Consider the following 13,035-nt stretch of genomic DNA (forward strand, 5'->3'; position numbering starts at 1 on the left):
CCCTCGATGACGCCGCGCGCCGCTATTCCGATTCTGATGTACCACCAGATCGACATCGTGCCGCCGCGCGATAACCCGTTATGGACGTTGCATGTCGCACCGTCGGCGTTTCGCGCTCAGATGCAATGGCTGCGACGACTCGGCTACCGCGGTCTGTCGATGCGCGACCTGCAGCCTTATCTGCACGGCGAAAAAACCGGCAAGGTGTTCGGGATTACTTTCGACGATGGTTTCGCGAACGTGCTTGAATATGCGGCGCCCGTATTGACGGCATTGCATTTCACATCGACATGTTATTTCGTGGCGGGAAAGCTGGCGGGGTCGAATGACTGGGACGCGCATCTCGGCGTCCCCGCGACGCCCTTGATGGATGCCGCGCAGGTGCGGGCGTGGCACGCGGCGGGCCAGGAAGTAGGCTCCCACACGATCGATCACTGTCATTTGCCGCAGTTGGACAACGCATCGGCCGAGCGGCAGATCGCCGGTTCCAAACACGCCTTGGAAACCGTGGTGGACGCGCCAGTCGACGCTTTCTGCTACCCCTATGGTGATTGGAACGCGAAACTTGCCGACATGACGCGTAAGGCCGGCTACAGCAACGCCACCACGACGGCGCGCGGCCGGGCGCGTGCGAATGACGATCTCTTTGCACTCCCTCGCGTAACCGTCAGCGCATTTACATCGGTCCCTAAATTACTATCGAAGTGCCTGCTTCCGCCAACGCTGCCGTCCGCGTTCGCGAGAACATAGCGGCAAGACGGCGCCGCAATGCTGTTTACCGCTTTTGCAACAACCACAGCAGATAAGGCCCGCCAATCAGCGTCGCCAGGATACCTGCCGGCATCTGCTGCGGGAAGATGACATTCCGCCCGAGCCAGTCCGCCAACACCATTAGCACCGCGCCAATCAGTGCGGCAATCCATAGCTGCGAGCGTGCTCGATTGAACCCCAGCAGCCGCGCAAGATGCGGCGCCATCAGGCCGACAAATGACATCGGCCCGACGATCAACGTCGCCGCCGCACTCGCCACCGCGGACAACAGCAACAACACGAGTCGCGCATGCCCGCTGTCCATGCCCAAGCCATCGGCAATGTCGCCCCCTAGTGGCAACATATCGAGCCAACGGGCACACAGCATCGCCAACAGCGTCAACAGCACCGCGGAGACGGCAACACCGACTGCGGTACCGGGGCTGACCAGATAGGTCGAACCGTACAGCAAGGGGCGTATCAACGTGGCATACGCGCCACCGCTGGCCGTGGCTAGCACAATGACCGCCTGTGCAAAGGCACTGAGCGCGATACCGCCCAACAACACATGCCCCGGCGCGAACCGACGGCGCCGCCCTATCGCGAGCAGTGCGGCCAGGAAAAGCAGCGCGCCAGCGGAGGCCCCCAGCAGCAGCCAGCCCGTGCCGGGGGCCATGCCGAGCGCCGCTAACGACAGCGCCAGCAATAACGTTCCCACCATTGCGCCACCGCTGACCCCGAGCAACTCCGGACTTGCCATCGGGTTACCGGTGACGCGCTGCAGGAGCGTCCCGGCCAACGCCAGCATGATGCCCGAAGCAAGCGATGCCAATAAGCGCGGCCAGCGCCAGTACATCAGTTGTGGCAGTGTCGACGCATCAGCCCATGTCCATCCACCCTGCCCGCCACCGCCGCCGACATCACGCCCCAGGTGCAGGGACAGCCATACGCCGATCAACAGCAAAATCGTCAGTACCCATGCCGGCCCGTGCAGCGCGCGACGCGGCGCGGCGGCGTGCAGCGTTTCCGGGCGCGCACCGTCCAGTCGGAACCGATGCAACATCCACAACAGCAACGGCCCCCCCAGCAAAGCGATGGCGGCACCCGTGGGCAACTGCGCACCGAGCGCCGGAGGCAGCGCTTGCACGACTTGATCGGCGATCAACAGCAAAAGCGCGCCAATTACCGGTGCCCACAGCAATTGGTCACGCAGGCGCCGCGCGCCGACCAGTCGTGCCAACGCGGGACCTGCCAAACCGATGAAACCGATCACGCCGACCGCGCTGACAACTGATGCGCTCAGCAAGACGGCAAGCGTCAGCGCCAATGGCCGGATCCACGCGAGCCGCAGACCCAGTTGCGACATTTGCGCGTCGTCAAGCGAAAACAGACGCAAGGGGCGGATCAACAGCGCTGCCAGCACCGCGCCGACGAGGACCCGAGGCAACAACCAGAGCACGCCTTGCCAGCCGCTTTGACTGAGGACGCCGCCGCCCCAGATAAAGACCGCGGTGAGTGAGCGCTCATAGACAATGGTCAACAGCACGGCCACGGCGCCGCAATAGAGGTTGACGATCATGCCGGCGAGAATGACAGACAGCGATGAAAAGCCGCGCCTGGCGGCAAAGGCCATCGTCAGCAGCATCGCCACCGCGGCACCGCCGAAGGCCACGGCGAATCGCGCATCCGCAACCAGGGCCGGCGCGACCACCGCCGCCACTGTCAGCGCCAGATAGCCGCCTGATGCCACGCCGAGCGTCAGGGGTTCGGCGAGCGGATTACGCAAGACTTGCTGGAAAATCACGCCCGCCAATGACAAGGCTCCCCCGGCAATCAGTGCAATCACCACGCGTGGCAGCCAGCCATAGCGGACCAGCAAGATCGACAGGGTTTCCACCGCCGAGGCCGCATGCGACGCGTGGTCTGTTACGGGCCTGCCGATGCCGCCGACGCTGGCACCGTGGTCAAAAACCAAACCGAATAATCGTGGCCAGGTACTCACCGGCAACTGCTGCGCCAACCCGTGCGCCAGTAATGCCAGGGCGATGAAGAGGAAGGGCAACACCACTACCGGCATCGACCATCGTTCGCGCGACCGGACGGGCGCGGGTGGCGCGGGGGACCGTGCCGGATCACGTGAAGCGGAATCGTATCGTGTCATCAGGAATCGATTAGCGTCAGGCGCGGGGCGTCGCGGGCGACATCCGTGAGAGGGCGTGCATACTGCCGGAAGCCACGTTGTGAGAAGACGTTAAGTCGAGTACGCCAGTGAGCGCGCGGGCAAAACGAATCGCCGTCCGCAATCCGCCGAATGGCGCGAACGGATGACCATCGTATGTCATGCCGTTTAACTGCACGACACGCCCGGCCGTGGCAAACGGAAGAACTTGCCACAATCGGCTACCACGCATCGCGGCGGCCAATGGCGGCGGGGCGTCGATGGCAACGGCCAGCAATCGATCGACGTCATGGAGACGCGTGGCATCGGCCAAACCGGCGAGATCGGTTTGCCCACTGCCGAGCAAGTCCCCTTCTCCCGTCCAGGCATTTTGCAGACCAGCGCGGCCGGCCACCGCGCCGAACAAGCTGTTCTCGCCATAGACAGCCACATGCGTCGCATCGATCGGTTTGAAAAACAGCATCGGCGTCCCGACATTATCGGATAGCCGGGACGCCAGCGTGGCCCGGGTGGCCGCAATCACCTGCCCGGTTTCCGCCACCAATGCCGCGGCGGCCGCTTGTCGATTCAGCCGGTCGCCCAACTGCTGCGTGGCGGATTGCGCAAGCGCAAGCAAATCATGACGCGCGCCGAACATTGCCACCGTTTCCACCGGTGCGATGCGCCTCAATTGTGGTAGCAGCGGTGCATGCCATGGCGTGACGATGATCAGCTCCGGTGCAAGTGCCTGCAATACCTCGAAATTCGGTTGGTAGAGCAGTCCCGTGTCTGTTACCGCGACCGGCAACGACGGATCGCCGTCAAGCGCCCGATACCAGGTAGGTCGCGCAATCGCCAGCGGTGTCACGCCCAATGACAAGACAACCTCGGTCAGCCCCCAGTCGAGCACGGCAACCCGCGGCATGGTCCCCGTCGCCATCCGACGCGCGGCATTGCGATCAAACGGCGTCGCGGTGGACGTGGCATGGACCATTGCCGGGTCGGCCAATAATCCTGCTGCGCCGAGACACCCCATGCCAAGCATGCCCCCAACAGCCCGCAACCAGCGGCGGCGGGTCATCGGAACGGGATCGCCGAAGTTCGTGTCACCGCAATCCGGCATGGGCATAAGTATTGGTAGTTCCGGCAACATCAGCGGCCTGACCATTCAAGCTCACCATTGGTAACGCGCCGTTCCTAGCACGGTGCGGGTTGCACCCCAATAGCAGGCATAGGACGTCGTGCAGTAGGAAATATACTCGCGATCGAGCAGATTGTTGACGTTGATCGACAGACGCCAGTTCTGGATATCGTAATGCGCGCTCAGGTCAACCAGCATACGACCCGGCACACGGATCGTGTCCTGGTCGTCCCCGGCCGAACTGCTCACCGCCCGAACACCGCCACCAAAACCGAAGTTCCGCAAAGGTCCCTTGTGCAGTGTGTAATCGGCCCAAATCGACGCGGAGTGACGCGGCGCGATGGTAGGACGCTTACCGAACGCGGTGGTGCTCTGCGTATTGCGTTGATCGATGTACGAGTACGACGCGATCAGTTTCAGGTTCTCCGTCAAGTTCGCATTGGCCGATAAATCCATCCCGCGCGATAGTATCTGGCCGGTCTGGATGCTCGACGAGGTATGCGCCGGGTCCGTCGTCGTGACGTTGTTCTGCGTCAGTGTATAGAAGGCGGCGGTGAACAGCGCATCATAACCGGTGGGTTTGTAACGCACACCGACCTCGGTCTGCTTTCCGGTGGTCGGCTTGAACGCCGCGCCACTGTATGTCGCACCCAGCACCGGCGCAAACGATTTGGCGTAGCTGATGTACGGTGCGATACCGTTATTGAACTCGTAGGCGAGGCCCACGCGCCACGTGAAGGCATGGTCGTCCGCGTGCTGATGCTGGATACTGTTACCGGTGGAAATCAGCCGGTAATTTTGATCTGTCCCGGCCCAGTCCTCCCGAATGCCGTACGTCAGTACCCAGTTACGCCACCGTGCTTCGTCCTGCGCGTACACGCCCACCTGGCTCAAGGAATACGAGTCCTTGTACAGCGGATGGACGGAACTGAGCGATCCATAGTTCGGATTGAACAGACTGGTATTGCCCACAAACTGGGCAAGATTGGTTGCGTCGTTCAACGATGCCCGCTGGTAATCAAGACCAAATAACGTCGTATGCTGCACCTGCCCGGTTGCATACTTGGCGGTTGCATGCGTATCTATCTCGAATTGCGAATACCGTTCCTGGTCGACGTTTCCGTACATCGGCGCGGTTGCCCCATTGTTCAGCAGCGCTGCCCCCACCGACGTCTGATAGTACCGTTGGTCGACAAACAGATAGCGGGCATTTTGCGACACGCTGAACGTGTCGTTGAACCCATGCTGGAACTGATAGCCCAGCCAGTATTGCGAGCGATGCATGCCGTCCTTGCTTGCGTCACCCAAGTACCGGTCCGAGGACACGGACCCGTTCGGGTTCGGCAGAATCGTCCCCGACGCCGGCACCGGATTGAACAGGCCACCATTGGGATCGCGTTGATAACCGCCCTGCAGCGTCAACGAGGTGTCGCGGCTCGGACGGATCGTCACCGACGGGGCAATCGCGATACGTTGGTCCTTGATCGCGCTTACCTGCGTCTCCGCGGTGCGCCCGATGCCGGTGATACGATATAAGATCGTGCCGTTCTTATCCACCGGGCCGCTGAAGTCATAGCCGATTTGATAGGTATTGTGATTCCCTATCTGCAGCATGATTTCGTGGTATGGCGTCTCCGTCGGCAATTTACTGACGAAATTCACGAGACCGCCGGGATTGGCTGACCCATACAGCACCGAAGACGGGCCGTGCAGAATGTCCATCCGTTCCATCAGATAGGCATCGACACGCGGCGTGGAGAAGCGTGGAGATGCCTGCAGCTTCAATCCGTCCAGATAGGAATCCAGTGTAAAACCCCGGCCGCGAATCTGGTCCGATCGAATATCGGTACCGTCTTGCGTATAGACGCCCGGCGTGTAGCGCAACGCCTGGTCGACGGTCATCGCGCCCTGGTCATCCATCTGCTGGCGGGTGACAACGCTTACACTCTGCGGATTCGTCATCAGCGAGCTGTCGGTCTTCGTGCCGGTCATCGATCGCGTGGCGACGTAGCCGACGCCTGGGCCTTTTGGATTTTCCGTCTTTCCGGTCACCGCGACCGTAGGCAAGGCAGCATTAACGGTCGCCTGCATCGCCGAGGTGGTTTGCGATGTGCTCGCGGCGCTGCTGGTGGAGCCCGTATCAACGGTGCCGTTGGATGGGTTGGCCTGTGCGTGCACACCGGGCGCCATTGCGGTGCCCGCCGCCGCGCCGGCCAACGTCAACGCAGAGACCACGTGCCGTGCGATCACCGTGCGCTTCGCGCGCAGCCGAGTGTGCATGCCCTGTTGCCGCCCTTTCTTGCCACCCCGCTCCCCATTCCCCACCTTGCCGCATTCCGCCCCGAATTGCTGCCTTTCCATCTTCTTATATCCTCGCCGTCAGTCAGTTTGATTTCAAGCACTGTGCTTGTGAAAACCGCGATGCAGGCGATATGTTAATACAAATGAGAACCACTATCATTTGTTAGAAGGACAGATTTTTCTTACACCCGCCTTTCGAATGAGATCGTGGTGGGTCGATGTTTAGCCTTCATGCGCGATATTCGCCAGCGTTTCATGAAGTTGCGCCAGAAACGTCGGATGGTGAACGATGCTCGTGTGCGTTGCGTCCACGCTGCGCTCGACGACAACGCCCGACGTGACATGCTGCCAATCGCTGCGGCGTACTGGCACGTCCTGATGGACTGCCGTCGGCGTTTGCGCGGACGTGACGGACGTGTCCCCCGCTTTTTCACCTACCGTCGGTTGCGCCACGCCGCTCCGCGCCGCACGCCAAAAAAACAGATTGGATTGTAACGACGGCAATAGGTGACCGTGCAGTAGTCGCGTATGCATGGCATCCGCTTCGAACGCCGCACGCAATAGCGACGGCGCGCCAGTGCGCACGCTGTCCGTCAAGCTTGGCGTCCCGGTACCGGCAGCCATCGGCGCGTCGGTGTCGGCGCCTCCGGAGGCCGCCAACTGCGTGGCCGTATCGACGATGCCGACGAAATCGAACGATATCGTGCCCGGCGCGGCGAGCATTGCCGCCGCCAGACGGCCACCGAACGACCAGCCTAGTAAACCGATTCGCCCTGCGCCGCGCGGGTGCCCACCGGGGAATGACACGGCCTTCGCCGCACCAGCGTCTGCGTCTGCGCACCAGGCGGCTATTGCGTCCGCATAGTGCGCCGCCAGCGCCTCGAGTGTCGCGCCGTCCCAGGGACATCCCCGCAGCGCCGGTGCTTGCACCCCGACAACCGTGGCAATCCCATTCAGCGCGCGGGCGACGCTACAGTATTCCGCCACCATCCCATACCCAGGATGCAGGCAAAACACAGTCCATGGCGCCCCCAGTGCATTCATCGGTATCAACGGGAGCGAATCGGCCTCCCGTGCGGCATCGCGTGCAATATCGAGAAGCGCCGTCCGCCTCTGTGTCGACCCGGACCACGTGGAAAATCCCGGCGATACGGCCGGTATCGACAACAGCGCATGCTCGATATCGGCACGCGTCACCCAGGCGCTGAGCGTTGGTTCGGACAGGGCCGCCTGGCGCAGATGATTCGGCACGGCAGGCAAGCGCACTGGCGACGGCAGCGCCGTGAGAAGCGCCTCCGCTTCTCGCGGCGCCCTGGGCGATGCAACAAGCGGTGTCGATGCCGCGTGTGACACATCGCCCGACCCGGCCATCTCATACGCTGACGCCCCGGGAACCTGATGCGCGACGTTGTGCGCTGCATCGGCATCGACCAATGCGGCGATAACGGCCTCGAACGCATCGGCGATCGATGTCACGCGGGCTTCGTCAAGATACTGCGGGGCATAGCCCCAGCTCACCGACAGACGGCCATTGCTGATCCAGGCGTTGAGGTCCAAAACACGATCCGGTCCCTGCGTTGATGGTGCCGTGGCGCGGCCCGCCGATTCCGCGGCAAAACCAAACCGCGATGGCGGCGACTCCGCCGTATCGGCCGCAAGCGTACTGTCGAAGCGACCGAGGTAATTGAAACTGACCTGGGGTTGCGGCAATGCCCGCACGGCGGCAATGCTCGCCGCATCAGCCTGTTGCGTCAACAGGCCCCAATGGATGCCCCGCGCAGGGACACGCGCCATGACGTCGCGGACCGACGCCACCATCGCCGCCGGCGCCAGCTGATGCGTGACGACAATCGGATATTGCGTGGTGAACCAGCCTACGGTACGGCTCAGGTCTGCGCCTCCCACCACATCCTCGCGGCCGTGCCCTTCGATCTCGACAAGCAAACGGCCGCGGTCCGCATGGGCACAGATCGCGGACGCGAATGCGCCAAGCAGGCAATCCTCGACGCGAATCGCAGGTCGCGTAGGTGACGGCGCCGTACGTATTCCACTCGGGGCGGAACGGCTGGTCAGCGCACCGGGTATCCGGAGCAATGCGTCGGTCAGCGTCGGCGACAGACGGCGTAAAACGGTTTGCTGAGGCGCAGCGGTGTTGGACAAGGTATGGAAAAGCGGTGCCGACAGGGACGCCGCGCCTTGTGTCGTCTCCCGTAGCGCGGTTTGCCACCACGGCAATTCCGCAAGACGCGCGGGCTCCTTCGCATACGCCGACAAAGCCCGCGTCCAGCGCCGCCACGACCAGCTTCGATTCGGCAAATGCGTGGCATGCGCATCCGCGCTTGCTCCCAGCATCGCGCCCGCATCCGTACCGTTGCTGGTCGTATTGCCCGCCACGATCTGCTCGTACGCTTGCCGCAATTCGTCCAACAGGATGCGCCAGGAAACGCCATCGACTGCCAGGTGATGGGCCGTCAGCAACAGTCGCGTATCCGCCTTCGGCTCCGCATCCGCCAGGGTGAAATACGCTACACGCCAGATCGGGCCATGTGTCAGGTCCAGGCTGCGCTGTACCGCCTCCCCTGCCTCGGGCAATGCATCCCAGCCGACGAGGTGTTGCCGCCATACAAGATCGCGCTCGGCTATCGACGCGGGAAGCACCGTCTGACGCCATGTGTAGCGCGGATCTGGCGACGCATGGGGTGTTCCCGGCTTGGCCAGCGCAGTCTCCGCATCGTGCTTTTCATCGCCATCGATCACGATGTCCCGCGTGAACCGCAGACGCAACGCATCGTGCCGACGTCGCAGCAGATCCACTGCCTGTTCCAAGGCGGCCAGATCGAGCGGCCCAGCCACTTGCAACAGCACGGACTGATTCCAATGCGATTCGCCATGGGGGTAGCGCAAGAAAAACCATTGCTGAATAGGCGTCAGCGGGAGGGATGTTGGCGCATCCCCTGCGTCCGCGTCATAGGCGTCCGCCACATCATCGACGTCATCGGCCGATGCCGTAGCGGATGCCGGAGTCCATTGCACCACTTGTTCCGCCACCGTTGGATAGTCGAAAATCTGGCGTGGTGTCAGGACCCATCCGGCCTCGCGGGCGCGGGCAATGATCTGCAAGCTCTGGATCGAATCCCCTCCCGCTTCGAAGAAGTTCTCCGTCACCCCCACATCCTCTCGTCCCAGCACCGCACGCCAGATCCCCAGCAACGTCTGCTCCTCATCGTTGCGCGCCTGCGTCCTCTCTCCACCAAACACCCCCTCCTGCACCAGCGGCAACGCACCGCGATCCAGCTTCCCGTTCGGCATCGACGGCAACTTCTCCAGCACCATCACACTCGTGGGCACCATGTACGACGGCAGCTTGCGTTGCAGCACCTCACGGATCACCCCACCATCCAAGCCCGCACGCACCTGCCCTTCTACAACACCTTGACTCTCGCCCTCTCCCTCACCCGCCACGTACGCCGCAAGACGCTGTTGCGCTCCCGTCCCCGTGACAATCACCGCCGCCTCTCGCACCCCCTCACAACTGCGCAACGCCGCCTCGATCTCTCCAAGCTCGATGCGCTGACCACGCAGCTTCACCTGCTGGTCCAGGCGACCCAGGAACCCCACGCACCCATCCGCCTGCATGCGACACAGGTCCCCGCTTCGGTATTGCCGCGCACCAGGCGCACCATACGGATCCGGCACGAAACGCTCCGCCGTTTGCGACGCATGACCCAGGTAACCCCGCGCCACCGTCGGCCCGCCAATGCACAACTCCCCCAACCCGCCAACTGGCGCGATATCACCAAACGCGTCCAGCACCCGCGCCGTGCGACCAGGATACGTAATCCCGATCGGCACCGTCGTCGCGCTCGCGTCCGATGCCTGCGTGCGCCGGTACAGCGCCGCAACCGTCGTCTCCGTCGGTCCGTACAAATTGTCCAGCGCGATATCACCCAACGCACCACCCTGCCACACCGCCAACGCGTCACCGGGCAACGCCTCTCCTCCCACCGTCACCTGCCGCAGCTTCAACAACTCCCGCGCCGGCGCATGGTGCTGCCATTGCTGCCACAGCGCCGTCGGAATCCGCGCGAACGTGACACCTCCCCCCCACCAGACGCGCGCTCAGACTGCGTAAATCCCACGGCTGCTCGCCGCGCATCTCGATCCTCGCACCACGCAACAGCGCCGGAACGATCTCGTGCAAGGCCACGTCGAAATTGATCGTCGACGAATGCAGCACCACATCCTCGGCCGTGATCTCATAGGTCGACAGGAAATCCTGCAAATGCACCCACAGCGCTTCATGCTCGACCGCCACACCCTTCGGTCTGCCCGTCGAGCCCGACGTGTACAGCACGTACGCCAGTTGCGACGGATGCAGCGCCGCAACCGGCGCCTCCATCACCTCCTCCCCCTCGCACGCCGAACCCACATCGATCAGCGTCACCTCATCGAACAGGCTCGCCACACCCCGCACGCTCGCCTCATCCCCCACCACCTGCGCAATGCCCGCGTCCTCGCGCATCATCACCAGACGCTCCAGCGGATAGCTCGGGTCCAGCGGCACGAACGCCCCGCCCGCGCGCCAAATCCCCAACATCCCCGCGATCAGCGCCGGGCCACGACCCACGCACAGTCCCACCCGCGTCTCCGCACACACGCCCGCCGCGCGCAGTCGCAACGCGATCCGGCCAGACCACGCCTCCAGCGCTCCGTACGTCAGCGAAGTCTCCAGCGGCACACCCCCATCCGCTCGCCTCCCAAAACCCGCGCCATTGCCACCCTCGCAACGTACCGCCACCGCTTCCGGTGTTCGCAACGCCTGCGCGCGCAACGCCGACACAACTGACTCATACGGATAGCAGTGCGGTTCCCGATATGACGATGACGCAACCGGCAGCGCACCAATACGTGCCTGCGGATCAGCGGTCATCGCCGTGAGCAACCCGCGATAATCCGCGGCGAAGCGTGCAATGGTCCCGGCATCGAACACGTCGGCAGCGTAATGGAACAACAGCGCGACGCCATCGCCCTGATCCACCGCATTGAGCACCAGATCGAAACGCGCGGTATCGGTACCGCCATCCTCGCCGCTTGCCGTCAGGCCGGACAGTTTCGCCACCGCCTCGCGACCGCCGCCCTGCTCCAGGTTGAACATCACCTGAAACAACGGTGCACGGCCTACTTCCCGCGACACGTTCAAAACGTCCAGTATCTGACCAAACGGCACATGCGCATGCGCCTGCGCTTCACCCAGGCGCCTATGTACCGCTTGCACCAAGGACTGTCCCGACATCGCGCCGTCGACTGCCGGATCGAGCACGATCGTATTGACGAAATACCCGATCACCGGATGCAAGGTCGGATCGTCGCGGCCCGCGAATGGCACCCCGATCGGCAAACGGGCCGGGGTATCGCCTGCGTCCGACCCGATGTCACGCAAAGCGCCGTATCGGTAAAGCGTTGCCGCATACGTCGACAGCAGCACGGTGAACAACGATGTGCGCTGCGCGCGGGCAAACGCACGCAGGCTGTCGAGCAAGGCACCGTCGACGGCGATACGCTCACGTCCGCCTTCCACGCCTCGATGCACGCCACGCGGTCGATCCAGCGGCAAGGCGATTGGCGCGCGGCGCGCGCATGGCGCCAGGCGCGTTTTCCAGAACTGCAGCGCATCGTCCGTGCGCGACGTATCCGTACCGTCTCCATCGGCACGCATCCACTCGTCACGCCACGCCGCGACGTCCGCGGCATGTATCGTCGTCGGCGGCAAATCGATCGTGGGATCGCCGCCCCGTATCGCGACGTCATAGGCTTGCGCCAATTCGCTCAACAGGATTTTCTGCGACCACCCATCAGAGACAATATGGTGCGTAACAATCACCATCCGATGCGTCTCCGGCGCCGAACGCAACAACGTCACCCGAAGCAACGGGCCACGCGTTAGATCGAACGGCGTTCGCGCGATAACGCGCAACCGCTCGCGAAGACGATCGCGGTCCGCATCGTCCTCGATCACCTGAAATTCAAACACGTTCGCAACGTCTTTTTCGGGCATCGGCCGGACGGATTGCCAGACCGCGCCATTCTCTTCGGTGAAAACGGTACGCAATGCGCCATGTCGTGCAACAACGGCCGAGAAGGCCTGGCGCATCGCCGTCGCATCCAGACGGCCCTCCAGACGCACTGCCTGAGACAGGTTGTACGCCGGGCTGGACGGGTCCAGGCGCCATAGGAACCATAAGCGCAACTGTGCGGGAGAAACGGGATAGCGGCGCCTGGACGCGCTGTCCCGAGCGGTCGTCCCCGCATCGGCATCACCGCGAGGATCGGTTTGCGCCGTGAACGACGTTGCATCTGTTGCCACGTCCGCGCTCCCGTCGTTCAGCGGCATCACCGGCAAGCGCGTCCAGTCGAGTTGTTGTGCATGCGCCTTGCGCCGGAATTGCTGCCGCTGCGTGGGCGACAGGGCAGCGTACTTGCGCGCAATGCTGTCGGCGCGCGGCAAAGCGATGGCGGCCGTTGCCTCGCGTGCGGCGGCGTCGACTGGCGGGGTGGTCACGGCAAGGACGTCTTTCGCACCTGTCGCGCCGCGCACTTCCTTGGCGAGGTCACCGCGCAGCGCGGTGTTTTCCGTATCGTGTGGCTTATGCGCCGTATCGTCGTGTGGGTCTATCGGCATGATGGC

Annotated in this window: 6 protein-coding genes; 1 reads left to right on the top strand and 5 read right to left on the bottom strand. The window is 63.3% G+C overall.

Going from position 1 to position 13,035, the window contains the following annotated elements; all coding sequences use genetic code 11:
• The first annotated feature begins 6 nt into the window (after nt 1-6).
• On the top strand, nt 7-750 hold the full coding sequence (locus SJQ66_RS09135) for a polysaccharide deacetylase family protein (protein ID WP_236693486.1): 744 nt from the start codon (nt 7-9) through the stop codon (nt 748-750).
• A gap of 25 nt (nt 751-775) precedes the next feature.
• Here the strand turns inward: SJQ66_RS09135 and fhuB are convergent, their stop codons facing one another.
• From fhuB to SJQ66_RS09160, 5 genes are all read right to left on the bottom strand, one after another.
• A complete protein-coding gene (gene fhuB, locus SJQ66_RS09140; protein ID WP_320533965.1) occupies nt 776-2,911 on the bottom strand; it encodes a Fe(3+)-hydroxamate ABC transporter permease FhuB in 2,136 nt (711 codons plus the stop codon).
• A gap of 16 nt (nt 2,912-2,927) precedes the next feature.
• Nucleotides 2,928-4,076: an ABC transporter substrate-binding protein gene (locus tag SJQ66_RS09145; protein WP_052738288.1), complete on the bottom strand. Its 1,149-nt coding sequence runs from the start codon at nt 4,074-4,076 to the stop codon at nt 2,928-2,930.
• A gap of 6 nt (nt 4,077-4,082) precedes the next feature.
• The gene (locus SJQ66_RS09150) at nt 4,083-6,410 is read right to left on the bottom strand and encodes a TonB-dependent siderophore receptor (protein ID WP_024903976.1); all 2,328 of its coding nucleotides are present in this window, start codon (nt 6,408-6,410) and stop codon (nt 4,083-4,085) included.
• A gap of 162 nt (nt 6,411-6,572) precedes the next feature.
• Complete coding sequence (locus SJQ66_RS09155) at nt 6,573-10,430, bottom strand: condensation domain-containing protein (protein ID WP_320534182.1); 3,858 nt, start codon at nt 10,428-10,430, stop codon at nt 6,573-6,575.
• Complete coding sequence (locus SJQ66_RS09160; RefSeq protein WP_320533966.1) at nt 10,330-13,029, bottom strand: non-ribosomal peptide synthetase; 2,700 nt, start codon at nt 13,027-13,029, stop codon at nt 10,330-10,332. Before SJQ66_RS09160 ends, SJQ66_RS09155 begins: the two co-directional genes overlap by 101 nt.
• Nucleotides 13,030-13,035 lie beyond the last annotated feature (6 nt).

The organism is Robbsia andropogonis (genome assembly GCF_034047095.1).
In the GTDB taxonomy this organism is placed as follows: Bacteria; Pseudomonadota; Gammaproteobacteria; order Burkholderiales; family Burkholderiaceae; genus Robbsia; species Robbsia andropogonis.